The organism is Sphingobium sp. B12D2B, from assembly GCF_025961775.1.
GTDB lineage: Bacteria > Pseudomonadota > Alphaproteobacteria > Sphingomonadales > Sphingomonadaceae > Sphingobium.
The window spans coordinates 2,824,569-2,849,561 of sequence record NZ_JAOQOH010000001.1 but is presented as its reverse complement, the minus strand read 5'-3'; the positions used below and the strand labels follow the sequence as shown (position 1 = coordinate 2,849,561).

26 protein-coding genes are annotated in these 24,993 nt (G+C 63.6%); 13 read left to right on the top strand and 13 right to left on the bottom strand.

Translation table 11 applies throughout. From position 1 onward, the window contains the following. Positions 1-2: 2 nt before the first annotated feature. The 4 genes from ftsA to M2335_RS13465 all read left to right on the top strand — a co-directional run bounded on the left by ftsA (position 3) and on the right by M2335_RS13465 (position 5,770). Entirely contained in the window at positions 3-1,262 is a 1,260-nt protein-coding gene (gene ftsA, locus M2335_RS13480) for a cell division protein FtsA (protein ID WP_264595016.1), read from the top strand. Between the two features lie 116 nt (positions 1,263-1,378). Continuing rightward, positions 1,379-2,887 (top strand): cell division protein FtsZ, encoded by a 1,509-nt coding sequence (gene ftsZ, locus M2335_RS13475; RefSeq protein WP_264595015.1) that lies wholly within the window; start codon positions 1,379-1,381, stop codon positions 2,885-2,887. Between the two features lie 52 nt (positions 2,888-2,939). Further along, positions 2,940-4,619 carry an SPOR domain-containing protein gene (locus tag M2335_RS13470; RefSeq protein ID WP_264595014.1) on the top strand — a complete coding sequence of 560 codons (1,680 nt, stop codon included), beginning with the start codon at positions 2,940-2,942 and terminating at the stop codon, positions 4,617-4,619. Further along, positions 4,616-5,770 (top strand): deoxyguanosinetriphosphate triphosphohydrolase, encoded by a 1,155-nt coding sequence (locus M2335_RS13465; RefSeq protein ID WP_264595013.1) that lies wholly within the window; start codon positions 4,616-4,618, stop codon positions 5,768-5,770. The genes M2335_RS13470 and M2335_RS13465 overlap by 4 nt, the downstream gene beginning before the upstream one ends. A 309-nt stretch (positions 5,771-6,079) precedes the next feature. Here M2335_RS13465 and recF read toward each other — a convergent pair whose 3' ends face one another. After that, entirely contained in the window at positions 6,080-7,147 is a 1,068-nt protein-coding gene (recF, locus tag M2335_RS13460; protein ID WP_264595012.1) for a DNA replication/repair protein RecF, read from the bottom strand. An 87-nt stretch (positions 7,148-7,234) separates the two neighbouring features. Between recF and M2335_RS13455 the strand changes: the two genes are divergently transcribed. The 3 genes from M2335_RS13455 (at position 7,235) to M2335_RS13445 (ending at position 9,383) form a co-directional block, all read left to right on the top strand. Continuing rightward, positions 7,235-7,798, top strand: a complete 564-nt coding sequence (locus tag M2335_RS13455) for a peroxiredoxin (protein WP_264595011.1) — start codon at positions 7,235-7,237, stop codon at positions 7,796-7,798. Between the two features lie 116 nt (positions 7,799-7,914). Continuing rightward, positions 7,915-8,379 (top strand): thermonuclease family protein, encoded by a 465-nt coding sequence (locus M2335_RS13450; protein ID WP_264595010.1) that lies wholly within the window; start codon positions 7,915-7,917, stop codon positions 8,377-8,379. 137 nt (positions 8,380-8,516) lie between these two features. Continuing rightward, positions 8,517-9,383 (top strand): SDR family NAD(P)-dependent oxidoreductase, encoded by an 867-nt coding sequence (locus M2335_RS13445; protein ID WP_264595009.1) that lies wholly within the window; start codon positions 8,517-8,519, stop codon positions 9,381-9,383. A 61-nt stretch (positions 9,384-9,444) separates the two neighbouring features. Here the strand turns inward: M2335_RS13445 and M2335_RS13440 are convergent, their stop codons facing one another. Next, a complete protein-coding gene (locus M2335_RS13440; protein WP_264595008.1) occupies positions 9,445-10,107 on the bottom strand; it encodes a hypothetical protein in 663 nt (220 codons plus the stop codon). A gap of 184 nt (positions 10,108-10,291) precedes the next feature. Further along, positions 10,292-10,459, bottom strand: a complete 168-nt coding sequence (locus M2335_RS13435; RefSeq protein WP_264595007.1) for a hypothetical protein — start codon at positions 10,457-10,459, stop codon at positions 10,292-10,294. A 223-nt stretch (positions 10,460-10,682) separates the two neighbouring features. Between M2335_RS13435 and M2335_RS13430 the strand changes: the two genes are divergently transcribed. Beyond that, a complete protein-coding gene (locus M2335_RS13430; protein ID WP_264569605.1) occupies positions 10,683-10,817 on the top strand; it encodes an entericidin A/B family lipoprotein in 135 nt (44 codons plus the stop codon). Positions 10,818-10,919: 102 nt separating this feature from the next. Here M2335_RS13430 and M2335_RS13425 read toward each other — a convergent pair whose 3' ends face one another. The 5 genes from M2335_RS13425 to M2335_RS13405 form a co-directional block, all read right to left on the bottom strand. Beyond that, positions 10,920-11,498 (bottom strand): glycine zipper 2TM domain-containing protein, encoded by a 579-nt coding sequence (locus tag M2335_RS13425; RefSeq protein ID WP_264574593.1) that lies wholly within the window; start codon positions 11,496-11,498, stop codon positions 10,920-10,922. An 820-nt stretch (positions 11,499-12,318) separates the two neighbouring features. Further along, the gene (locus M2335_RS13420; RefSeq protein ID WP_181558882.1) at positions 12,319-13,371 is read right to left on the bottom strand and encodes a ribonucleotide-diphosphate reductase subunit beta; all 1,053 of its coding nucleotides are present in this window, start codon (positions 13,369-13,371) and stop codon (positions 12,319-12,321) included. 164 nt (positions 13,372-13,535) lie between these two features. After that, complete coding sequence (locus M2335_RS13415) at positions 13,536-13,724, bottom strand: hypothetical protein (protein WP_264595006.1); 189 nt, start codon at positions 13,722-13,724, stop codon at positions 13,536-13,538. Further along, complete coding sequence (locus M2335_RS13410; protein WP_413716125.1) at positions 13,721-14,230, bottom strand: PepSY domain-containing protein; 510 nt, start codon at positions 14,228-14,230, stop codon at positions 13,721-13,723. Before M2335_RS13410 ends, M2335_RS13415 begins: the two co-directional genes overlap by 4 nt. Next, positions 14,205-14,546, bottom strand: a complete 342-nt coding sequence (locus tag M2335_RS13405; RefSeq protein ID WP_413716124.1) for a hypothetical protein — start codon at positions 14,544-14,546, stop codon at positions 14,205-14,207. Before M2335_RS13405 ends, M2335_RS13410 begins: the two co-directional genes overlap by 26 nt. A 232-nt stretch (positions 14,547-14,778) precedes the next feature. On the opposite strand from M2335_RS13405, the gene M2335_RS13400 reads away from it, so the two are divergent. Next, complete coding sequence (locus tag M2335_RS13400; protein ID WP_264569609.1) at positions 14,779-15,177, top strand: DUF2171 domain-containing protein; 399 nt, start codon at positions 14,779-14,781, stop codon at positions 15,175-15,177. 342 nt (positions 15,178-15,519) lie between these two features. On the opposite strand, the gene M2335_RS13395 is transcribed toward M2335_RS13400, so the two are convergent. The 3 genes from M2335_RS13395 to M2335_RS13385 all read right to left on the bottom strand — a co-directional run bounded on the left by M2335_RS13395 (position 15,520) and on the right by M2335_RS13385 (position 17,558). Then, positions 15,520-16,491 carry an alpha/beta fold hydrolase gene (locus M2335_RS13395; protein ID WP_264595004.1) on the bottom strand — a complete coding sequence of 324 codons (972 nt, stop codon included), beginning with the start codon at positions 16,489-16,491 and terminating at the stop codon, positions 15,520-15,522. A gap of 86 nt (positions 16,492-16,577) precedes the next feature. Next, on the bottom strand, positions 16,578-16,772 hold the full coding sequence (locus tag M2335_RS13390) for a hypothetical protein (protein ID WP_264595003.1): 195 nt from the start codon (positions 16,770-16,772) through the stop codon (positions 16,578-16,580). A 351-nt stretch (positions 16,773-17,123) separates the two neighbouring features. Then, a complete protein-coding gene (locus tag M2335_RS13385; RefSeq protein WP_264595002.1) occupies positions 17,124-17,558 on the bottom strand; it encodes a hypothetical protein in 435 nt (144 codons plus the stop codon). Between the two features lie 267 nt (positions 17,559-17,825). On the opposite strand from M2335_RS13385, the gene M2335_RS13380 reads away from it, so the two are divergent. Continuing rightward, positions 17,826-18,743, top strand: coding sequence for a hypothetical protein (locus M2335_RS13380; protein ID WP_264595001.1), 918 nt, complete (start codon positions 17,826-17,828; stop codon positions 18,741-18,743). A gap of 4 nt (positions 18,744-18,747) precedes the next feature. Here M2335_RS13380 and uvrA read toward each other — a convergent pair whose 3' ends face one another. Beyond that, on the bottom strand, positions 18,748-21,756 hold the full coding sequence (uvrA, locus tag M2335_RS13375; protein WP_264595000.1) for an excinuclease ABC subunit UvrA: 3,009 nt from the start codon (positions 21,754-21,756) through the stop codon (positions 18,748-18,750). Positions 21,757-21,956: 200 nt separating this feature from the next. Here uvrA and M2335_RS13370 point away from each other — a divergent pair, with 200 nt between their 5' ends. Then, positions 21,957-22,319 (top strand): hypothetical protein, encoded by a 363-nt coding sequence (locus M2335_RS13370; protein ID WP_264594999.1) that lies wholly within the window; start codon positions 21,957-21,959, stop codon positions 22,317-22,319. Positions 22,320-22,353: 34 nt separating this feature from the next. On the opposite strand, the gene M2335_RS13365 is transcribed toward M2335_RS13370, so the two are convergent. After that, positions 22,354-23,130 carry a Crp/Fnr family transcriptional regulator gene (locus M2335_RS13365; protein WP_264592788.1) on the bottom strand — a complete coding sequence of 259 codons (777 nt, stop codon included), beginning with the start codon at positions 23,128-23,130 and terminating at the stop codon, positions 22,354-22,356. Positions 23,131-23,301: 171 nt separating this feature from the next. Here M2335_RS13365 and M2335_RS13360 point away from each other — a divergent pair, with 171 nt between their 5' ends. After that, positions 23,302-23,658, top strand: coding sequence for a hypothetical protein (locus tag M2335_RS13360; RefSeq protein WP_264594998.1), 357 nt, complete (start codon positions 23,302-23,304; stop codon positions 23,656-23,658). 121 nt (positions 23,659-23,779) lie between these two features. Further along, complete coding sequence (locus M2335_RS13355; protein ID WP_264594997.1) at positions 23,780-24,697, top strand: TauD/TfdA dioxygenase family protein; 918 nt, start codon at positions 23,780-23,782, stop codon at positions 24,695-24,697. Positions 24,698-24,993: the final 296 nt, after the last annotated feature.

The following is a 24,993-nucleotide window of genomic DNA, read 5'->3' as shown; positions in this document are numbered from 1 at the left end:
GCATGGCGGCGCGCAATGATGGGCTGATTACCGCGATCGACATCGGCACCTGGAAGGTGTCGGCGCTGATCGCGCGCAAGCAGGAGGATGGCACGCTGGCGGTGCTGGGCACCGGTCAACGCGAGAGCCGGGGCGTGCGCCGTGGCTTTGTGGTCGACATGGAGCGCACCGAACTGGCCGTGCGCGAGACGGTCGAGCAGGCCGAGAAGGTCGCGGGCACCAATATCGAGAAGGTCATTCTGAGCTTCTCCGGCGGCAGCATCGAGAGCAAGGTCGAGCCGGTCGAGATCAATGTCGGCGGTCGGCGGATCGAGCAGGCCGATATAGAGAGCCTGTACGATCAGGCGCGCGAGCGGATCGACCCGGGCGGCCGGGTCATCCTGCAGGCGCAGCCGACGCTCTACACCATCGATGGCATGCGCGGCGTCGCGCGTCCGATGGGGCTTCATGCCGATCAGCTTGGCGTGGATGTCCATGTGGTGCTGGCCGATGGCGCGCCGCTGCGCAATCTCGAAACCAGCGTGCGTGGGGCCTATCTCGATGTGCAGAGCATCATCGCCGCGCCGGTCGCCACCGCGGCGGCCTGCCTCTCCGACGAAGAGCGCGATCTCGGCGTTGCGCTGGTCGAGCTCGGGGCAGGCGTCACCAATGTCTCGCTGCACATCGGCGGCATGCTGGTGGGCTTCAAATCCATTCCCATCGGCGCGGCGGACGTGACCGACGATATTGCCTCGGCCTTCGGCATTCGCCGCAGCCAGGCCGAGCGCATGAAGTGCTTCTACGGCTCGGCCATGCAGTCGCGCCGGGACTTTCGCGAGATCATCGAAATCGCGCCCGCCGCCAGCAGCGCCGAGCAGACCGAAGCGCGCCGCGTGACCCGTGCCGAGCTGGTCGGCGTGATCTGCGAGCGACTGAACCGCCTGATGGCGGAGGTCAACAAGGCACTGGGCGAGATGGGCTTCCACTCGCCGGTCGGGCGTCAGGTGGTGCTGACCGGCGGTGGTGCCGAACTCAAGGGCATGGCGGACTATGCCCAGACCGCGCTGGGTCGCGCCGTTCGGATCGGTCGCCCCAAGCTGCTCGATGCCATGCCCGAGGCGCATCGTGGTCCGGCTTTCGCGACGCTCGCGGGCCTCGCGCTCTATGCGTCGAAGGAGCGGCAGGATCTGCTGCAGCGGCCTTTGCGCGAGCAGCGCGTCCACACGACGCGCGGCGGAGCGGTCGTCCAGCGGCTGATCGCGGCGTTGCGCGCAGGCTATTAGGGTCAGGCCGCAACATATTGTGGATGAGCGGTTAAAAAGAACGTGAATTGGCGGCTCATCTGGTGCATGAATCCCGACAAGGTGACGGTGCGGTTTGCACCCGGAGGAGATAGTTGATGAGCATTGAAATCGGTCCGCCCCATGTGGACGAGCTGAAGCCGCGGATTACCGTTATTGGCGTCGGCGGGGCGGGCGGAAATGCGATTGCCAACATGATTGGCGCGTCCGTCGATGGGGTCGACTTCATTGTCGCCAACACGGATGCTCAAGCGCTCAATGCCTCTCCCGCGGAACGTCGGATCCAGCTCGGCCCGCGCATTACCGAGGGTCTCGGCGCCGGTTCGCGCCCCGACATCGGCCGCGCCGCCGCAGAAGAAACCATTGCGGAAGTGCAGGAGGCGCTTGAAGGCGTCCACATGTGCTTCATCGCTGCCGGCATGGGCGGCGGCACCGGCACCGGCGCAGCGCCGGTCATCGCCAAGGCTGCGCGTGAAAAGGGCATCCTCACGGTCGGCGTGGTCACCAAGCCGTTTACCTTTGAAGGCTCGCGGCGGATGCGTTCGGCAGACTCGGGCATCGAGGAGCTGCAGAAGCACGTCGATACGCTGATCGTCATTCCGAACCAGAATCTGTTCCTGATCGCGAACCCGAACACGACCTTCAAGGAAGCGTTCGAGATGGCCGACGAAGTGCTGCAGCAGGGCGTGCGCGGCATCACCGATCTCATGGTCATGCCCGGCCTCATCAACCTCGACTTTGCCGACGTCCGTTCCGTGATGGAAGAGATGGGCAAGGCGATGATGGGCACCGGCGAGGCCGAAGGCGACGGGCGCGCGCTCGAAGCCGCCGAGAAGGCGATTGCCAATCCGCTGCTGGATGGCGTCTCGATGCGTGGCGCCAAGGGCGTCATCGTCTCCATCGTGGGTGGCGAGGACATGCGCCTGATGGAAGTCGACGAGGCCGCCAACCACATCCGCGAGCTGGTCGATCCCGATGCGAACATCATCTGGGGTTCGGCGTTCAACGAGCAGTTGAACGGCAAGATCCGCGTCTCCGTCGTCGCGACGGGTATCGATAATGAAGCGAGCGCCGCGGCGCAGGCCCGCAGCCAGCCGTTCAAGCTGGGCGATGTGGGTGTCGCCGCCGCGCCGCGTCAGGCCGCACCTGCCGTGTCGGCGCCGGCCAATCTCGTCCGCCCGGAGGCTGCCCCCGCGCCGCGTTATGAGGAAGGGCTGGACCTTGGCGGCGTCGCACCGGCGCGCAACGAGTCGTTCGCCCCGGCCCCGGCCCCGACCAGCGAGGCGCCTGCCAGCTTCCAGGCGCCCAAGCCGGAAGAGCCGAAGCCCGCCCCGCGTTTCGCGGCGTCGACTTTCGATGACATCACCGGCGAGGATGAGCTGGTGCTCGACAACAGCGTCTCGCCCGAGCCGCCGCTTCGGGTCGAGCCGCCGCAGCCTGCCGAGGAGCCGGCCAGCAAGGGCACGAGCGGTGGCACGCTGTTCGAGCGCATGTCGCAGCTGGCCCGTGGGCAGGCGCGGCAGGGCAATGCCGAGGAGAGCGAGAGCGAGCGGGATCGCACCGAATTTGAGGTGCCGCGCTTCCTCAATCGCCAGAACAACCAGTAAAACTGTGCACGGCGGGACGCAGCCCGTCCCGCCGGACAGAAGAGGTGTATCCGTGAAGTCGACCAGCTGCATTCTGGCCCTCTCTCTGGCCATCGCAGCGCCTGTGTTCGCGCAAAGCGGCGGGATGGTTCAGGCCACGCCACCAGCCGAGGCGGTAGCCGCGCTCAACCGCCATCTCGCCTCGCTCTCCCGTAATCCTCAGGATGTGAATGCCCTGCTCGGGGCCGGCCAGGCCGCGCTCGATCTGGGCGACATTCAGGCGGCCAATGGCTTCTTCACGCGCGCCAATATGGTCGATGGGCGCAACGGCCGCGCCCGGCTGGGTCTGGCGGTCGTGCAGATCGCCTTGAAGCAGCCTGCCGATGCCGCCGCGAACTTCGATGCTGCCTCGGCCTTGGGTGTCAGCGCCCAGGCGCATCTGCCCGAGCGCGCGCTGGCTTATGATCTCACGGGGCAGCAGGCCAAAGCGCAGCAGGATTATCGCGCCGTCCTGCAGGCCAATCCCAATGATAACACCGCGCGGCTTAATTATGCGGTGTCGCTGGGCGTCTCCGGCAATCTCGCGGAAGCCGAGCAGCAGCTGAAGCCCGCCCTGACCAGCGGCGACCGTGAAGCGTGGCGCATCCGGGCCTTCGTTCTCGCGATGAACGGCCAGATGGCCGAGGCGCGCTCCATTGCGCAGACGACCCTGCCGAAGGGGCTTGCCGACGCGCTCGAACCCTATCTGCAACGCCTGCCGCTGCTGACCGCGAGCCAGAAGGTCTCCGCGGTCCATTATGGCGAGTATCCGGCGGATGTCCTCCGGCTGGCTGCACCGGAACCGGCGCGGAACCGCGATACGCAGGTTGCTGCTACCACCGAGCGCGAGCGGGGCGGCCGACGCCAGACGGCGGCAGAACGACGGGCCGCCCAGCAGGCCGCGCGCCGCGCGTCGCAGGCTCAGGCTCAGCAACCAGCACCCGCTGCGGCAGTGGCCCAGCCGCTTCCACCGCCGCCACCGCCTGCTCCGGCAGCATCCCCACCGCCGCAACAGCCGGTGCAGACCGCCGCGCGCGCCCCTGCGCCGCAGCCGACGCGCCCAGTTCCATCATCCGCTCCGGCGACACAGCCGGCCAGTCGCGTGACCAACCCAGCGCCGACAGCCGTCGCTGCCGTGGCGTCGGCGGCACCCAGCACGCCGGCCCCGGTGGCGTCTGCGCCGACGCCGGCACCCGCACCTGCGCCCGTGCCGCAACCGGTGCGGTCCCTTGGCGACACGCTGCAGGCGCTCGAAGTGCCGGAAGGCGAGCGCCGGCAGGTCGCCGTCGCTGATCTGAGCGCGGTCGCGCGGATTCAGGAGCAGCGCCGGGTCGCGGCAGCCGCGCAGCAGGCCAAGGCCAAGGCGGATGCCGAGGCGCGCGCCAAGGCGGAGGCCGAACGCAAGGCCGAGGCCGAGCGCAAGGCCAAGCTGGCGGCCAATCCCTCGCGCAACTGGGTGCAATTGGCGGCAGGTCGTGACCCGGCTGCGCTGGCCTTCGATCTGCGCCGTTTGCGCCGGACCTATGGCGACACGATTGCCGGGCAGGATGGCTGGACAGCTACATGGGGTGAGACGCGCCGCCTGCTGATCGGCCCGTTCCGTCGCCCTGAGGATGCGCGGGCGGTGGTGGCCGAATTGCGCAAGGCGGGAGGCGACGCGTTCTTCTGGCAGAGCGAGGCCGGCGAGGAAGTCAGCAAGATCGGCACGCAGTGAGCGTGCTCGCCCCCTATGCCTGTGACCCGGCGCGCAGCCGGGGTCGTCAACATGCCGAGCCGGGTGGCGAGGCGCGCGGACCACGCGACATTTTCCAGCGCGACCGCGACCGGATCATTCACTCGATCAGCTTTCGTCGCCTGCGCCACAAGACGCAGGTGTTCGTCGCACCCGATGGCGACCATTATCGCGTTCGCCTGACGCACAGCCTTGAGGTGGCGCAGATTGGCCGGACGATCGCGCGGGTGCTGGGCCTCAATGAGGATCTGACCGAGGCGCTGTGCCTCGCCCATGATATCGGCCATCCCCCGTTCGGCCATGCCGGCGAGGACGCGCTGGAAGAGGCGCTGGCCGGGCAGGGCGGCTTCGATCACAACGCCCATTGCCTGCGCACGCTGGCTTTGCTGGAAAATGCCTATCCCCGCTTCCCCGGCCTCAATCTGAGCTGGGAGATGATGGAGGGGCTGGCCAAGCATAACGGCCCGGTGCTGGCCCCCAACTGGGCAATGCAGCAGATCGATGCCGCCTTTCCGCTGGAACTCGAAAGCTGGCCGTCGCTGGAAGCGCAGGTCGCGGCCCTTGCCGACGATATCGCCTATGACAATCATGATATCGACGATGGCCTGCGCGCCGGCATTCTAACGCTCGAACAACTTCTGGAAGCGCCGTTCGTCCGCCGCTGCTGGGAGCAGGTCACCGCGCGCTATCCCGATCTGCCGGCCGAGCAGCTGTTGCGGGAACTGATCCGGGACCAGATTGGCATCATGGTCAACGATCTCATCATGACCACGCGCGAGAACCTGCGCCTGCATGGGCTGGAGCAGGCCGATGTCTCAGCCGTGCGGGGCGCGGGACAGGCCATGGTCGCCTTCTCGGACGCGATGCGGGAGGACGAGCGCCAGCTCAAGCGCTTCATGTATGCCAATCTCTATCATCATCCGACCCAGCTTGCCGCCGCCGGGCGGGCGCGGGTGATCGTCACCGATCTGTTTCGCGCCTATCAGGCCGATCCTGCGCTGATGGGGACCGCCTGGGATGCCAGTTGCGGCGCCGCCGAGCCCGAGCGCAGCCGCCATATCGCGGACTATATCGCAGGCATGACCGATCGCTTCGCCGAGCGCGCGCATCAGGAGATTTGCGGAGTTTCCTAGGCGAGGACAGAGTTCGCGAGGGCGTTGTCCACTATCGATTTGGTCAGAGCGCGCGACCAACGGCTCATGTGGGGGAAGCCGACTTCGCCACCCTCCACCGTTCGTTCTGAGTAGGGTCTGAGTAGGGCCGCAGGCGCGTAGCGAAGACCCGTATCGAAGCATCTCAGTCATGGACTGCACCTTCGATACGCCGCTTCGACAGGCTCAGCAGCTACTCAGGACGAACGGAGGGGGCAGCAATAATGCCGTGTCTGAAAAGTCAGCGTGGGGGAAAAGGTGTAATAGCCGCGCTTCGCCCACGCCGCTTGATCACCCCGGAATGACCTGCCCCGCCTCCACCCGCAAATAGGTCGCCTGTTCCAGCCCGTTGAACAGATCGGCCTCCGTCCCGGTCATCCACACCTGCCCGCCGCTGGCGCGCAACCGCTCGAACAGCGCATGGCGGCGCGTCGGATCGAGATGGGCGGCCACCTCGTCCAGCAGGATGATGAGCGGTCGCCCGCTCTGTGTACCGACCAATTGGGCGTGGGCCAGCATGATGCTGAGCAGCAGCGCCTTTTGCTCCCCTGTCGAGCACAGGGCCGCATCCTGCTGCTTGGCTTCATGTGTGACCAGCAGGTCGGCGCGATGCGGGCCGACAAGCGTCCGCCCCGCCGCCCGGTCTCCCGTCCGCGCCGAGCGCAGCCGAGCGGTAAGGGTGCCTTCCTCAAATGGCTCGCCGGTCAGCCTCAAGGTCGGCCGCGCAAAGAGATGCTGCGCGCTGCGGGCGATCTCCTCTTCAAGTTCGGCGATCAGCGCCCGCCGTGCGGCGTCGATTGCGGCGCCATGTTCCGCCATGCGGGCTTCCAGTGCGGCGAGCCAGTCCGGGTCGGCCGGCCCGTCCTCCCCGAGCAGAGCATTGCGCGCGCGCATCGCGGCCTCGTAGCGCGCGCTGTGATGGGCGTGCGACGGCGCCTGGGCGAGCACCAGCCGATCCAGGAACCGGCGGCGTCCACCGGGGCTGTCCAGAAACAGGCGGTCCATCGCCGGCGTCAGCCAGCTCAGCGCCACGCGGGTCGAGAGCGCATTGGCCGGTGAGGCGCGCCCGTCGATCCGCACTTGCCGCTTGTCCGGCGCCTCGGGGTCCGTGCCGGTCCCCAAGGCGGCATCGCCCAATCGCGCGGCGACCGCAAATCCGCCCGGCCCGCTTTGCCGCGCCATGTCTCGCAGGGCAGCGCCGCGCAGGCCGCGCCCCGGCGCCAGCAGTGAAATCGCTTCGAGGATGTTCGTCTTCCCCGCGCCATTCTCGCCGGTCAGGACGATCATCGGCGCGTCAGGCACAATCAGGGCGTCGGCATGATTGCGGAAATTGGTGAGGGCAAGGCGGTCTATCGCCATGGCTGCTCGTAACCGGTGAGGGCTGGCACGCCAAGGGCTTCTATGGCAGATTATGCGGATCGTGAGTCAGCAGACAGGAATGGGCATATGTTCGGCAAAGCATCGAAGACAATCATGATTGCGATGCTGGGCAGTGCCCTGCTGGGCGGCGGCGCGCAGGCGGCCCTGCCGGTCGGTGCAAAGGCGCCGGATTTCGAAACGCGCGGCGCGCTGGCCGGCAAGGTGTTCAGCGTCAAGCTGTCCGATGCGCTGAAGAAAGGCCCGGTCGTGCTCTACTTCTTCCCCGCAGCCTTCACCAAGGGCTGTACGGCGGAAACCAAGGAATTTGCCGATCAGGCGGATGCGTTCAAGAAGGCCGGTGCGACGGTGATCGGCATGTCGGCCGACCCGGTCGACGTCCTGCAGCGTTTCTCCACAGAGGCGTGCGGCAGCAAGTTCGCGGTCGCCTCGGCCGGGCCGCGTCTCATCACCAATTACGACGTGGCGCTCAAGGCGGACAATCCGGCCTTTGCGGGCAAGACGGACCGCACCTCCTATGTCATCAGCCCGGCGGGCCGGATCGTCTATGTGCATAGCGCGCTCGACTATCGCGACCATGTGAAGAACACGCTGGCCGCCGTGCAGTCCATGGCTGGCGATCACAAGCACTGATCATCCGCACCAGACCTGCCGGACGGCGCAGGGGTTTCCAGGGATCAGCCGGCAGGCCGCGCCGACGATGGCTTGCGCGGCTCGGTTCGCTGGCTCTTCTGGCGTTTCTGCTGATCGTGCTGGCCCTGCTTCGCGCGCCGCCGGAGCGGATCGAGGCCGCCGATGGCACGCGCGTGCATGTGATGGATGGCGACAGCCTGCGGATCGGCCCGCAGATCGTGCGCATCGCGGACATCGACGCGGTTGAACTGAACCAGCGTTGCCAGGATGCGACCGGCCAGCCCTGGGACTGCGGCACGCAGGCGCGCGACGCCCTGCTGGCGCTGGTGCGTGGCGGTGGGCTCACCTGCGAGTCCCGGACGACGGACCAATATGGCCGCGCCGTGGCGACCTGCACCACCGCCCGGATCGCGGACATCGGCGCGATGATGGTGGCGCAGGGCTGGGCGATCAGCGACCTCGGGCGCGGCCCCGGCGCGTATCGGCACGAAGAGGAGGCTGCCCGTTCCGCCCGGCGCGGCATCTGGCGTGGCAGGTTCGAGACGCCCTCGGTCTGGCGCGCCGCGCATCCGCGATCCTGACTGGCCATGATCACGCGACAGCCGCTGTTGACTCTGTCCGGATTTGCTGGATGAGATTGGAGGAGCGGCCGGGCGCAGCGTCGGCCGATCATCAGTTTGAGCAAGCCGGCGAGGCGCCGGGTTTGGAGAGGAAAGTCATGGAGATTGCGGGCACGACGGCGTTCATCACGGGCGGGGCGAGCGGAATCGGCTTCGGCATTGCCCAGCAGCTGCTCGCCAATGGCGCCAGGCTGGTGCTGGCCGATATCCGCCAGGACCATCTCGATGAAGCCAAGGCATTTTTCGAGGAGCGCCAGCAGGGCCGCAATGTCCACACCATGCGGCTAGACGTGTCCGACCGCGACCAGATGCGCGAGGCCGCCAAGGAGTGCGAAGCCGTGATGGGCGGGCCGGAAATCCTGATCAACAATGCCGGCATCGATCCGTCCGGCCCGTTCGATCAGGCCACCTATGCCGATTGGGACTATGGCATCGGCGTCAATCTCATGGGGCCGATCAACGGCATTATGGAATTTACGCCCGGCATGCGCCGGCGGGGCAAGGGTGGCCACATCGTCAACACCGCGTCGCTGGCCGGGCTGACGCCGATGCCGAGCTTCATGGCCATTTATGCGGTCGCGAAGGCGGGGGTCATCACCCTGTCTGAATCGATCCGCGACAGCATGGCGCAGGACAATATCGGCGTGACGGTGCTGATGCCCGGCCCGATCAAGAGCCGCATCCATGAATCCGGCCAAAACCGGCCGGAGCGTTTCCGCTCGGGCAGCGGCCTCGCGCAGACGGAGGATCAGCTCGCCAAGCGCGTCGTGTCCGACACCTGGATGGAACCGACGGAAGTGGGCGACATGATCGTCGACGCGATCCGCAACAACACGCTGTACGTCGCGACGCACGGCAACTGGAAAGACAATGTGGAAGAGCGCTTCAAGGCGCTGATGGCCGCAATGCCGGAGGCCAAGCCGTTCGATTTCGGCGCGACCCTGGCCGTGCCGGACGAAGACTGAGGATTGATCCGGACCCGGAGCGCGCCTGCCTCTGATGCGGGGCGCGCTCCCGGCGAGCCGCTTAGCGCTGCGTGGCCGTCTGGCTGGTCGTCGCCTGGACGGTCTGCACCAGACCCGGCGTGCTGTTTGCAGCCGCAGCCCGCGCGAGCGATCCGTCCGGATCGGGCAGGCTGGCGGCCTTGTTCAGCTCCCACAGCAGGAACGTCGCCTTCTCGCTGAACGCAACGGGGGTCTGGTTCGCGACTTCGGCGAGCTGCGCCTTGGCCTTGGCGCAGAACTTGTCGCGCGACTGGGTGTTGGAATATCGGTTGTAGAGCTTGGTCATATGGTCGTCATGGGCATCCTGCCACTTGCGACCGCCCTTGGCCTTGAACAGATCGACCTGCATCTGCGCGGCTTCCGAGAGCAGGCCCTTATGGACCGAGAGCATCCGGTTGTAGTCGGAGACCATCGCGGCATTGTCCGGCCCCTGGCAGAGCAGCACGGCGACATTCAGGCCCGAGCGCAGGTGCCACATGTCCTGCCCCTTGTTCTCACCGATCAGGATCGGCGGTGGCGGCGGCACTTCGATCAGCGGAACATTCTGGGGAATGGGGACGGGAATGTTCTGCAGCGGCGCTTCAGCGACCTGCTTGGCGGTGCAGCCGGCCAGAGCCAGCAGCGGCAGAGCGGACAGTGCGACTGCGGCCTTGATCCGCCGGCCCCCGATCATGCTCAATGCCATAACATTCTTCCTCCCGAGGGGGCGCCATGGGTGGCGGCCCTGTTCCCATCAAGAGGCGCTTATCCTCCTCTGATTCCACCAAGGCAAGACCCTTATGGACTCGATTCGTCGCACCGGTGGGAACCCGCGACTCGCCGAGATTCAGAGCTTTGCGGCGATGCGGTTCATCACCGTTCAAAGTGGATCAGTGTCGGGTGCCGGTGTCGGTGCGGGCTGACTGTGCGCCGACCATATGCTGCAACACGATTACGCGCTGCCGCTCACGGTGCCAGTCACGCGAGGGGTTGGCCTGAATTTGCGCAAGCAGGCTCTGCAGCTCCTGGCGGCGATGCTCGATGGTGACCGGATCCATGCGGAAAGCTCCTTCGATTGTACCGCTAGGAATACGTGCGCGCTGGCGACCGGTTCCCGCTTGCAAGCCCCTTCCGGCAGCATTGCATCGCACAGGTGCGCCTTTTCATCCGGCCGGGGATCACCAAGCCGGGATCACCAGCAGGCGGATTGCGCCGGATCGCATTTTTTCGGATAGTCGAGGGCGTTGGAAAACATCCGATAATCGGAAAGGGATCGAGGACATGAAAACAAGACGGTCGGCGCTGCTTCTCGCGGTGGTGAGCGCATCCCTGCTCCTGTCTGCTTGCGCGACGGTGAAGGGTCTTGGCCGGGACATCGAGTCCGTGGGGCAGGCAGGTCAGGACGCGATCAACTGATCCTTGGCAACTGATCCCTGGCAACTGACCCTTGGCTGACAAAAGCCCGGCCCGCTGGGGTCAGCGCGCCGGGCTAATGCTACAGCTCTGTGTCGGTCAGGCTTAGCGGCAGACGACATCGCCCCGGTCGACCGACCGTCCGATCATCGCCCCGGCACCCGCGCCGAGCACGGCACCCAGGATCGAGGAGCGGCCGCGATCGAGCTGATCGCCAAGCAAGCCACCCAGCGCCGCACCGACGATCAGGCCGGTGGTGCCGTCCGACCGGCGGCAATAATAGCGATCGTCATAGCCCCGATACACGCGGGTATCGCGGTAGACGCGCACCGGCGCATAGCCGCCGCGATAGTAACGGTCCGCATAATAGCCGCGATAGCGCGGGTCCGGCCGGTTATAGTCATAGGCATAGACGACGCGCGGGGCAGGGCGGACGACAGGGCGGCGATCGATCACCACAACCCGGTCACGGCCCCGGCGGTCGTCCCGGTCCCAACGGCGATTGTCATGACGGTAATCGCGCCGGTCGTCGCGGCGGTAGTCACGTCGATCGTCGCGGTCCCGCTGCCAATCCCGGTCATGCCCGCGACCCGGGTCGGCAAAAGCGGGGGTGGCCGCAAGACCGCCCACGGTCACGGCACCAAGCGCCAGCGCAGCGATGCTGTTCTTCAGAGCCTTGTACATCTGTCTCACTCCGATCCTTATTCTGTCTCTCCCGGCAGCGGGAGATCGGATCGGACTGTATCGCGAGTCGCCTGAACCGGTGGCGACGGGCGGTTCATCCTACGGAAATGGAGGAATTCTCCCGCCAGTATATAAGTTAGGTATAGACCTCGGATCTATCATAACGGCCGGCGTATGGGTAGGTAGATTGAAGATGTTGATTGAGGAAATTCTAACTAGGCCCATAGATAAAAGCATTTGTTCTGAAATATCTCGATGATTGTAAAGTATTACAGCAACAAATGCACCGATTTGTATCGTCGTCATGGTTGAAGGGCTGGAGTCCCTGTTTTCTAATCCAATCCGGATTATGCCCCTGTTAGGAAATGGATAATGGATTCCAAGCCAAACATCAAAATAATTGGAAACATCTTCCCTGGTTTCCAATAATTTCTTAATGTCCCTCGGAATTACTTCATGGCTTCCGACGTCGCAATCGTACGTACATGCAGTCATCACGCACCAATCGCGAACGGTTCTAAAATTCTCTAAAGATAAATCTTGCCACTCTCCCTTTATCATCGGGCCAATTATCGGCTGGGCCGTACTTTGAACGCCACTCATCCATCCTCCGTTGCAAGACGAGCAGATGCTATTGACTGTCCGCGTTCCGGCGTCCTTTGTTTTTATTTCCCCAGTAAATCGATTTTTCGACCTTGTTCCATAAATCGGAAAGGCTTTTCGTGACCATTTTGGAAAGAAGTGCTCCTTGCTCAGTTGCGCATAGTCGCCACAGTAGGAGCACGTACCTTTCACTACGCTTCTTTCGAAATGTTAATCCTTACTCCGCCGCAACTCCAGCCCGCGAGAACATATCCTCGCCGCTGTCGCTTTCGGCCTCGCCGTCATTGGCGCGCATTTTCTTGCGGCGGTCGAAGCTGTCCCACACCTCGTTCCAGTTGCCGCGCGTGGCGCCCTTGGAATATTCGGTGGCGCGCGTTTCGAAGAAGTTGGCGTGCTCCACGCCGTTGAGCAGCGGGGTGAGCCAGGGGAGCGGGTGCTCCTCGATCATGTAGATCGGCTGAAAGCCGAGCTGGCCCAGTCGCCAGTCGGCGATGTAGCGGATGTAGCGCTTGATCTCCTTGGCGGTCATGCCGGGCACCGGGCCTTGCTCGAACGCGAGGTCGATGAAGGCATCCTCCAGCCGCACGGTCTTCTGGCAGCAATCGATAATGTCTTCCTTCACCGCCTTGGTCAGACAGTCGCGTTCCTTCACGAACTCGTGGAACAGGCGCACGATGCCCTCGCAGTGCAGGCTCTCGTCGCGCACCGACCAGGTGACGATCTGGCCCATGCCCTTCATCTTGTTGAAGCGCGGGAAGTTCATCAGCATCGCGAAGCTGGCGAAGAGCTGCATGCCCTCGGTAAAGCCGCCGAACATGGCGAGGGTGCGGGCGATGTCCTCATCGCTGTCCACGCCGAACTGCTGCATATAATCATGCTTGGCGCGCATCTCGTCATATTCGAGGAACATCGAATATTCGCTCTCGGGCATGCCGATGGTGTCGAGCAGGTGCGAGTAAGCCGCGATGTGGATCGTCTCCATGTTGCTGAACGCGGTCAGCATCATCTTGATCTCGGTCGGCTTGAACACGCGGCCATATTTGTCGTGGTAGCAATCCTGCACTTCCACGTCCGCCTGGGTGAAGAAGCGGAAGATCTGCGTCAGCAGGTTGCGCTCATGGTCGGAGAGCTTCTGCGCCCAGTCGCGGCAATCCTCGCCTAGAGGCACTTCCTCGGGCATCCAGTGGACCTGCTGCTGGCGCTTCCAATAGTCATAGGCCCAGGGATATTCGAAGGGCTTGTAGACCTTGGAGGCTTGGAGAAGCGACATTTTTCCGGGCTCCGCAATTGGGATGGCTGTAGGGCACAAATAACTAGATGAAGGGGGATGCTAGTCCAATCCACCACAATGTCTAGCGGTGTTGTCGCGTTCATCCACAGTAAATTTTGTGTCCCCGGCCTTGACTTTCGCCAGCGCCGCAGGCCGCCGTCGGTTCAGCCGGCCATGCGCTCCAGCCCCCAGGCGAACAGGGCGAGGATGAGCGCGAAAGAGAGGGTCATGGTGCCAGCGATGCGCTTGCCATAGACCCCTTGCGGGGTCCGCGCCTTGCGCGCGAGGATGAGCGCACCGCTGAGCGCAGCAGTGCCCGAGACGCCGGCCATGATGAGCGCCGGGAGGGTCATTTCCAGAAGATGTCGCGCCGTCCCCGGCTGAGCCGATTGCGGAACATCTGCACATACATCCACATGCCGGAAATCGCGAAGAAGACGAGCGCGAAGCCGGAGAGGAGAGAGATGATCACGCCGACCGGGCCGAAAAACTCGCCCGAATGGAGATGATGGAACAGGCCGACCAGCTTGCGGGCGGGGTTCGGCGCGGCCTGTGTGGCTGGCTGGGCGGCTTGCTGGGCGCCGGGCGCACCCGCAGGCGGGCCGGCCTTCTGCGCAGAAACCGGCGTCTGCGCGGCTGGCGGGGCCCCGCGCTCCTCGGTCTCGAACACGCTCCCCCGCGCGACCATCGCGGCAAAATGGCTACCCAAGCCGGTCAGGGCGATGAACAGCATGAACAGGCCGATGAAGACGGTGGTCCAGCGATGCCATTTACGCATGGGTGCATCCTTTCGTGCGGAAGGCGTGTAGCAGCGGGAGGACCGGCGATCGCCATCACCGGCCGCGCCAGCGATCGACATAGACGGTCACCGTCTTGGTCTTGCGCGCGCCCACGCCGAAGACGACGATGCCGAGGAAATAGCCGAAATCATACCATCCGCCATTATTGGGCACGGCATAGACCGCGACATCATCCGCGATCAGCGACAGCGCCCAGGCGAAGGGGAAGATGAAGCCGTGCCACAGGCCGAGCAGGAAGCCGGGCGTATCCGGCGCGCTGCTCACCGCCGCGGCGCTCTGCCGAGCGCATCCGCCTAGGATCAGCAACAGGGCTGCCGGTAAGGCGAGCCCCGCGCCGGTGCCGGCGGAGGGGCGGGGCATGGAGTGCGTGGTCATCGCGTCGGTCATCCGCTGCTATGTGACCGCTCAGGCGGCCGGACGCATTGACCCGTATCAAAAGCGGCGCGCGCCGTCTCGCGCCGGATTGCGCTCGGCGTCCGCCGTGAACGGCCCAGTCGTGGCTGCGATGCGCTGGATGGGGCGGGGTTTTCGGAACGCTCCGCCGCCTCGGCCGTTCTCTCTTCAGTACCATCTAGTTCATTGTATCTGCAGAGAAAAGGAGCGAGCCATGTTCGAGAAGTGGCGCATCAAGGAGCATATGGAAGTCGCGGATGCGAGTGGCCGCCATGTCGGCACAGTCGACAAGGTGGACGGCGATCTGCTGGTCCTCACCCGCACGGATTCGGCGGACAGCCGCCATCACCAGATCAACCTCGATTATGTCGACAGCATCCATGACGATCGCGTCACGCTCAAGCCCGACACGCCCATGCCTGAGGGCCTGACGATCGGCGGCGGCTATGCCGATGGTACGCGCCCCGGCGTGCAGTCCGGCGGCGTGAAGACGGACAGCTATGCCGGCAGCGCGGCGACCACCAGCACGACCGGCACCAACGAGAATTCGCAGATCTTCGGCACCAGCGGCCTTGGCACCGGCATGGGCGGCTCCGGCACGCCCTCGACCTGAGGCACATTCGCCCGAACAAGTCCGGTGGCCGGGTCCCTCCCGCCCGGCCACCAACCATGGCTGCGACGAAAGAGCGCCTGCATACGTCCGTCCGATGCAGCGGGACGGCCCAACGTGCGTCAGGCGCGATTGATCGCGCAGCTCTTGTTCCCTGGCCTGTCGACCCTATCTGATAGGGAACAGGTTCAGTGAATGCTGCACCCAAAGGGGTAGAAAGTCGCTTCGGCGGTGATCTCCCACACACAGCCGAGCGGCTGAAAAGGGTCCGGTCTCCCATCCCCCCACCCCCCGGGAGGCCGGACTTCTTTTTCGCTCACATCTTCCGAAAAGTTGGTCCCGAGATCAGTCGCGGAGGAAGGCCTGCAGCGCCGCGAGCGTTGCCTGCGGGTCGCTCTCCTGCAGATTGTGCGTGGCATTGGGCAGCGCATGGCCGCGCACATCCGTCGCCTCGGCCTGCCACACGCCCAATATGTCATCGAACAGGCGCGGATAGAGGCCCTTGCCGGCCCAGATGGCGAGCAGCGGGCACGTGATCTTCTTCCCCGCCGCCAGATCGGCATGGTCCAGATCCAGATCGACCGAGGCCGAGGCACGATAATCCTCGCACATCGCATGGAGCATGGCCGGGTCGAGCCGGTGGCGATCATATTCCCGCTCGATTTCGCTGGTCGCGTCGCCCGAGCGCGCCTGGTAGCGCGCCAGCGTCTCCTCCTCCGGAATGGGCGCCGGGCGCAGGAAGCTGAACCAGTGATAATAGCCGCGCACGAAGCCGAGCGTGACATGGCTGTAGAGATAATGCTCCGGCAATATGTCCAGCACCGCGAGCTTGCGGACCTTCTCGGGATGATCCAGCGCCATCCGCCGCCCGACCCGCGCGCCCCGATCATGGCCGACGAGCAGGAAGCGCTCATGGCCCAGCTGCGCCATCACCTCCACGCCATCCTGCGCCATCGCCCGCTTGGAATAAGCCGAATGATCCGCGCCGCCCTCCGGCTTGCTGCTATCCCCATAACCGCGCAGATCGGCCAGCACGACGGTATAATCCCGCGCCAGCGCCGGGGCGACGAGATGCCAGGTGACAAGCGATTCCGGCGCGCCATGGAGCATGAGCAACGGCGGCCCCGATCCGCCCGCGACGACATTGATCTCCGCACCGCTGGTCCTGATCCGCAGGTTGCGAAAGCCGGGGTAGAGCTTCTGCCAGATGGGCGAGCCGGGGGACTGCGCCTGCGCGGCGGCGGGCGCGATGTTGGCGGCGAGGCTCGCGGCGCCGACGGCGGCGGTTTGCTTGATGAAGTCGCGTCGGCTGTTCATGGGGCGGGCCTCTCCGGTTTTGCTGCGGACTATGCGCGCTCTCAGAGTGAGGGGCCGGCGGGAGGCGGTCAAGCGTGTCGGCGGCCTTACCAGTTGCCGCCGCTCTCCTTGATGGCCTTGAGCAGCGCTTTCTTGCTTTCCGTGCGCCGGGTGCCGCTGTTGCGGGGGATGTCGGCGTCCGTGATGCCGAGTTCCGCGCGGCGGCGGGCGAGCTTCTCGGCAAACGCGCCAAAGGTGACGCGCTGGCCGGGCCAGTCGGTTCTATCCTTCGCCTGCGACATCATCGGCTCCAAAACCTTCGTCCGTTTCCTGACTGACGCGGGCTTCAAGATAGGTGATATCGGCGTCCGGGTGAAGATGCAGTAATGAGCGCGCGTTTGTCAGCAGTTCGCGCGCGAACGGGGACAAGGGCGTTCTCGGGGAGGGCCTTTGCCGCGGCACTTTGCGCCGAGCGGCGGATGGGGCGGGGGCAGCGGACGCGCCGCCAGTCGCTTTCGTGGTGGATTTGGGGGAAATGCGGCTCTGCCTGGCCATGATCGTCCTCCACGAAGAGAGGGGGACGGGCCATATATGATGGATGGGGGCTGTAAGACAGAGGCTAGTCTTCAGAATACCGTCCAACTCCAGCATTCTCACTTACTGCATAAGTTCGAAACGATGGCGCTCAGAATGGTCCTCTGCCCGGAGGCCAAATCCCTCAGCTCATCTTCAATTCTAGTGAGCCTAGCATCCAATGCCATTTGGGCAGACTGGATAGCTTCGAAGGCATCGAGGCTAACACTGCCATTTCTCTGATAATGACTTTCATTATCAATATTCGCCCGAGGCAAATTAACCTCTGCATTGTTATCGGAGTTATCCTTGGCCAAAGCTTTTTCCGCTGCTTCGCGCATGCGCAAAGAAACCCAGCTTCCAATCTTCATACCTTCTCTGCTGGCCGCGTAACGCATCAAACGGATGGTATCTGTCTCAACGCCCTTCAAGGTGTATTGCCGACGTTCTGGGGTCCCATCGTTGCCGGAATCAAAAACACCAATATCAGAGCCGCCCGAACCTACATCGAACATTGCTCTCTCCTTCACAAAACAAAAACGATTTCAGGAATTTATGGTTCCTGTTACTAGTGTTTATAACTACTAGGATTGTAGTACTCTTAGGGTCCTTTCGGCCTCCTCTGTCAACATCCTGATGACCAATCTGACGACCAATTGTGCGTAAAATGCGCTGAAATGAAGGTCAATTCAAGTTGGCACACTTGTCGCTTGTGTGCCAATGGGGTACTGAAGGACCCCAGGAGCGGGAGAGGGAGCAGGCTGGCAAGTAGGGGGGTCGAGATGACCGTCGAATCGAATGAAGCTATACAACTCGAATTATTCGATCTCATCGGTCACTTGCAGGATGCGTCGCTACGCGCCTGCCAGAAACTTGCTGGTTTGTGCTCTACAGGTAAACCAGCGCACGCCGAGTTGAGCCGGAAATTTCGTAGCTGTGTCACTGACATAGATCGGGTTGTTATTGAAGCGCTGACCGACGCTCAGGGCGCCTTCATCGTGCAAAGTGGAATTTTGAGAGTTGCGGAAGATCCAATTTCCCGTTTGCTGACGATTGTTTTGAACGAGGTGGAGCAGCTTATAGACGCCAACGCTAAGTCAGTAGACGGTAATGAAATACCTGAACTTCTAGAGCGGTTGGTCGTCCAATACGTCTTTCATGAGCTTCGCCATCGGACACAAGGTCTGTCTCGGTACGAAGACATTCAGAAGCTCAAAGGTCTCGACAGTTCGATTGTCTCAGATTACGATGTATTCGCAGATCGGGATGCGGCTTCTGCTGTCGCTATGATCTATGCCAAGGATGAATCTCGGGCTACCTATCTTGAACTATTTCGAGATGCCCTATTCTTCTCAACAAATTACTTCTTTCAGGTATTCCCTGTTCCAGTTAACCGACCAGACAAGGTTGCTAGGGCTATGGCAATTTTGTTTATGGCTGCTCGGCTCGCGAGATGTAATTTTGAGAATGGCGTGCAGGAAGATGTTGAGTTTCCGTTGGATGCCCCCCTTCACGTTTCCCTTTCCATGAAAACTAAGAAGCTCGCTATTCATATTGGTGAACCGTCACGGGAGTTGTTGGGTACTGCGGATAACGATGATGGGGTGGGTGAACTAATCGATCAGATTTGTGCGCAGGATTTTGGCAGTGCAATCGAGACGTCTACCAGGCTGATGAATAAATTGCAGCTGCTCGGCTAGGCTTTCACTCCGCCGCCTCACTCACAGCCTTCTTCCCCAGCAACGGCGCCAGATACCGCCCCGTATAGCTCCGCTTCTCCTTCACCACCTGCTCGGGCGTGCCGGTCGCGACGATCTCGCCGCCCTTCACGCCGCCTTCCGGCCCCAGGTCGATGATCCAGTCGGCGGTCTTGATGACATCGAGATTATGCTCGATCACCACCACGCTGTTTCCCTGCTCGACCAGCGCGTGGAGCACTTCGAGCAGTTTGCGCACATCCTCGAAGTGGAGGCCGGTGGTGGGTTCATCGAGGATGTAGAGGGTGTTGCCGGTGGCGCGGCGGCTCAGCTCCTTGGCGAGCTTCACGCGCTGGGCCTCGCCGCCTGAGAGCGTCGTCGCCTGCTGGCCGACCTTCACATAGCCCAGGCCCACTTCCGCGAGCATGGCCATGCGGTCGCGGATCGGCGGCACGGCCTTGAAGAACTCGACGGCGTCTTCCACCGTCATGTCCAGCACGTCGGCGATGCTGTGGCCCTTGAACTTCACCTCCAGCGTCTCGCGATTGTAGCGCTTGCCGTGGCATTCCTCGCATGTGACGTAGACGTCCGGCAGGAAGTGCATCTCGATCTTGATGACGCCATCGCCCTGGCAGGCCTCGCAGCGGCCGCCCTTCACGTTGAAGGAGAAGCGGCCGGGCTTGTAGCCCCGCGCCTGGCTTTCCGGCAGACCGGCGAACCAGTCGCGGATGTTGGTGAAGGCGCCGGTATAGGTCGCCGGGTTGGAGCGCGGGGTGCGGCCAATGGGCGACTGATCGATGTCGATCACCTTGTCGAGATGCTCCAGCCCCTCGATCTTGTCATGCGCACCGGCGATCACGCGGGCGCCATTCAGCGCGCGGGCGCTGGCGGCATAGAGCGTATCGATGGTGAAGCTGGACTTGCCCGACCCGGAGACGCCGGTGATGCAGGTGAAGGTGCCGAGCGGGATGGACGCGCTGACGCCCTTCAGATTGTTGGCACGGGCATTTTTGACGGTCAGCTTCTTGCCGCTGCCCTTGCGGCGCTTGGCGGCGACGGGGATTTCCCGCGTGCCGTTGAGATAATCGGCGGTGAGCGAGCCCTGCGTCGCCAGCACATCGGCCAGCGTGCCCTGCGCGACGATCTCGCCGCCATGCACGCCGGCGCCCGGCCCCATGTCCACGATATGGTCGGCCGCGCGGATCGCGTCCTCATCATGCTCCACGACGATGACGGTGTTGCCGAGATCGCGCAGGCGCTTGAGCGTCACCAGCAGCATGTCGTTGTCGCGCTGGTGGAGGCCGATGCTCGGCTCGTCCAGCACATAAAGCACGCCAGAGAGGCCCGAGCCGATCTGGCTGGCGAGGCGGATGCGCTGGCTCTCGCCGCCCGACAGGGTGCCGCTGGTGCGGTCCAGATTGAGATAATCGAGGCCGACATTGTTGAGGAAACCGAGCCGCTCGATAATCTCCTTCAGGATGGCCTTGGCGATCTGGTTCTGCTGGTCGGTCAGCTGCTGGGGCAGGGCGGTGAACCAGGCCAGCGCATCCACCACGCTCATGCGGGTGGGGGTGGCGATGTCCTGCATCGCGACCTTCACGGCCAGCGCCTCGGGCTTTAGGCGCGCGCCGCCGCAGGTCTCGCAGGGCTGCGCGGTCTGGAACTTGCCCAGCTCCTCGCGCATCCAGGCGCTGTCCGTCTGCAGCATCCGGCGGTTGAGATTGCCGATGACGCCCTCGAACGGCTTGGAGACGCTATAGCTCTTGCGCCCATCCTGGAAGGTGAGGGTGACCGGCTTGCCGCCCGTGCCGTGCAGGATGATGAGGCGCACCTCGCCCGGCAGCTCGTTCCACGGCGTCTCCAGGCTGAAGCCATAGGCCTTGGCGAGGGAGGCGAGCACCTGCATGTAATAAGGGCTCGGCGGATTGGACTTGGCCCAGGGCACGATCGCGCCCTTTTTGAGGGTCAGCGCCTCATTGGGGACAACGAGCTGCTCGTCAAACTCCAGCTTCTCGCCCAGGCCATCGCAGGCCGGGCAGGCGCCCTGCGGTGCGTTGAACGAGAACAGGCGCGGCTCGATCTCCTGAATGGTGAAGCCGCTGACGGGGCATGCGAATTTTTCGGAGAAGATGATGCGGTTGGCCGGGATGCCGGCGTTTTTCATGCCGGTCTTGCCTTTGGCACTGCCTCCGTTCGCATCGAGCGAAGTCGAGATGCCAGCAGCGTTCTCCTCTTGTGTCTCGACTTCGCTCGACACGGACGGGGAGGGCGTGCTGCCCAGTTCCGCCACCGTCCCCTCAGCCAGATCCACATAAGCCAGCCCCTCGGCCAGCTTGAGCGCCGTCTCGAAGCTCTCCGCCAGCCGCTGCGCCATATCCTCGCGGACCACCACGCGGTCCACCACCACCTCGATGTCGTGCTTGTACTTCTTGTCGAGCGCGGGGGCTTCCTCGATGGGGTAGAACTCGCCATCGATGCGCACGCGGGTGAAGCCGGCGCGCTGCCACTCGGCCAGTTCCTTGCGATACTCGCCCTTGCGGCCCCGCACGACCGGGGCGAGCAGATAGACCCGCGTCCCCTCCGGCAGCGCCAGTACGCGGTCGACCATCTGGCTCACCGTCTGCGCGCTGATCGGCAGGCCGGTGGCGGGGGAGTAAGGCACGCCCACGCGCGCCCACAGCAGGCGCATATAGTCGTAGATCTCGGTCACGGTCGCGACCGTGGAGCGCGGGTTGCGGCTCGTGGTCTTCTGCTCGATCGAGATGGCCGGCGAGAGGCCGTCGATATGCTCGACATCCGGCTTCTGCATCATCTCCAGAAACTGGCGCGCATAAGCGGAGAGGGACTCCACATAGCGCCGCTGCCCCTCGGCATAGATGGTGTCGAAGGCGAGGCTCGACTTGCCGCTGCCGGAGAGGCCCGTGATGACGACCAGCGCATCGCGCGGCAGATCCACGTCAATGCCCTTGAGATTGTGCTCGCGCGCGCCGCGCACCGAAATATGGGTAAGGCTCATGGGCGGTGTTCTATCTCTGTTCCTGAAGGGAATCCAGCGGCAAGGTTCAGCCAGAGGCACAGATAGGATCGCCCGAGGCCAGATGCGAGATGGCCCGACGGACATTCGCGCGATTGCACGTGCATCGAGTCTTGATCTTAATCATTGTACCAACAGGCCGTGGCGTGGAATGCCCGGCCCGACAGACGACGGAGAACGACATGACCCTGGCACGTTACGCACGACTGGCGACCCTTGCAGGCACCATGATGGTTTCAGCCACCGTCGCGCTGGCGCAGGACACGCCGCAGGAGCAGGAAGAGCGGCGTGTGCTCCATGCCGAGCAGGCAAAGCTGGCTGCGCAGCAGATGAGTGATTTCGAGGCGCAGAAGAAAGCCATTGCCGACGAGCAGGCCGCGCGCGAACAGACCTATCGCGACGCGCTGGCGGCGCGGGATGCAGAAATCGCCGCCGAACAGGCGCAGGCCGCCGAGGCGCGGGCGAAGTGGGAAGCGGATGTCGCGGCCTGTCTGGCTGGCGACAAGACCAAATGCGCGCCGCTTCCGCCCAAGACCGGAAAGTAGGAGGCCGCCCCCGCGCGACAGCTCCTTGCAAACGTTAGGGGCTGACGTCGTGGACCAGATGCTCGAGCTCGGCGGGGTCCGGATAGACGCCCGCCAGCACGTGATCGAAATGGGTGCGCACCATGTCGTTGCATGAACAGGCGCGCTGACGCAGCCGATCCGCATCCAGCACGACGAGCGAGCCGCGCCGGGTCTGGACAAGCCCGTCGGTCTTGAAGCTCTTGATCAGGCGGCTGGCATAGCTGCGCGCAATGCCGAGCAGGGAGCCGAATTCCTCCTGCGTCATCATCACCTGATTGTTGCCAGTGCGATCGACAGCGGCCGTCAGCCATTTGGCCGCCCGCATCTCCAGGCTGTGGACCGCGTTACACGCGACCGACTGGAAAATCTGGGCGAGCAGACAGTCCGCATAGCGGCTGAGCAGATCGCGAATGGCGGGAGAACTCGCTTTCAGCGTCTCCAGCGTCGCAGAATCGAACCGGGCGAAATAGCCGCCATGCATCACGCATGACCGGGAGTAAGCCGCCAGCCGCCCACTGCTGACGATGCCGCCCACAGCGCCCTCACGGCCGACCATCGCGATCTCGACCGACGAACCGTCGTCCATCAGCACGTGGAAAGTCGCGACCGCATCGCCAAGGGGGAAATAAGCGGCCACCACGGTATCGCCGGGGTCGTAAAGGGTCGTGCCCGTGGGTAGGCGCACGACGCGCGCCACTTTGGCCATCAGCGCCAGATCGGCAGGGTTCAGCGCTGCCACCAGATTGTTATGATCGATGCCGGGCGAGACAATGTCGTGCATGCGATGCATAACGATCAGCCCCCGCCGCAGTTCCCATCTATGTTCAAAAGTGAACAGACATCCATCAACTCACCGCGCATAGAGGCACCGCAGAGCCGCGTTCATGATAGTAAACGGGTCGCAAAGGGTCAGTAACAGGGGCAGGCCGGCGCCTCTCGTTGAATGTTCGAGGAACCGGGGATGCTGAATGTTCTTTTGCTTGAAGATGAAATGCTTATCGCGCTCGACCTTGAGTTGACGTTGCGCGAATTGGGGGCGGATGAAGTCTATCCCGTCGCCACAGTGAGCCAGGCGCTTACAGCTCTGGAAAGCGGCAATATCACCGGCGCGATCGTCGATTATAATCTGGGCGGCGAAACCTCGGAGCCGGTGCTGATGGAACTGGAGGCCCGCAAAATCCCGTTCGTGGTGATGAGCGGCTATCCGGACAGCAGCTATCTGGGCGATGGCACCAGGGATTGGCCGATGCTTCCCAAGCCGGCGGGGCTGAGCGCCCTGCGCGAGGTTCTTGCCAGCATGAAAGCCTCGAAAAGCTAGGCGGGAGGCGCTATCGCCGTGACGCGAGGCTGGCGAAGCAGGGCGCATTCCAAGCGTGGCGAATACTTGACCATGCTAATGATTGTGCTACTATCGGCCTCCTCAGGAGCAGGATAGACTGATGACGATCACGGCCACACCCATCACCCCCCGTTTCGGCGCCGAAATTTCTGGCGTGGACATCAGCAAGCCGCTGGATGCGGATACGATCGCCGAGCTGATCGCTCAGCAGGATCGCTGGGGCGTGACCGTCTACCGGAACACCGGGCTGGACGATGAAGGGCAGATCGCCTTTGCGCGCAATTTTGGCCATCTGGAGAGTCTGCCGCCCCGCGAGGGCCGGCCGCGCATATTCCTGTTCAACGCCGGCAATCTGAATGCGCAGGGCGAGATCAACTGGGATCCGGGCGCCACGACCTATCGCAAGGGCGATCAGATTTGGCACACGGACAGCAGCTTCATGGATCTGCGCACATCTTATTCCATGCTCCGCGCCGTCGAAGTGCCGCCGTCCGGCGGGCCGACCTGGTTTGCCGATGCACGCTCGGCTTATGACGACCTGCCGCAGGACGTGAAGGACAAGATCGAAAATCTGGAATGCGAGCACAGCCTCTGGTGGTCGCGCAAGCAGGGCGGCGCCGAAATCAGCCGCGAGGATATCGAGGCGCGTCACCGCCCGGTCCATAAGCTGGTGCATGTCCACAAGGGTTCGGGCCGCAAGATGATCTACGCCGGCGCGCACTGCTATCGCGTGGTTGGCTGGGGCTGGGAAGAGAGCCGCGAACTCATCGATTATCTCAACAACTTCGCGACGCAGGACCAATATGCCATCAGCGTCGATTATGCCGTCGGCGACATGGTGATCTGGGATAATCTTGCCGTGTTCCATAAGGGCGGCCAGTTCGACTGGAACGAGCGCCGCGACATGCGCCGCGCCACCGTGCGTGAAGCGCCGGCACCGGAGGTCGAGGACGATCCGTTCGGCGAGCTGTTCCGGACTGCGCCCACGATTTCTCCCAAGGGCGCCGCAGCAGCCTGATCCTCACTTTGCAGGCTTTCCCGCAGCTGTGGGCATTCGTCGCACGCATCGGTCTGCTTGCCTTGTGGCTTCAAGCAGCTACTATCGGGGGAACTAGGGCAAAGAAATACAGGCCGGTGGCTGGCGGGGGCCGCGAACGGACTCGGTATTCTTCGTGGAATGTTGCGCTGCAATATCGTTTGTTCCGCCGATGCTTCGCGAAATAGATCCGAAATTACAAAGACTTTCCGAATTTTCCGGCAGGACGAATGCGGCTCGGAAAAAATCCTGTTGCGTTGCACAAGATAATCTGATTC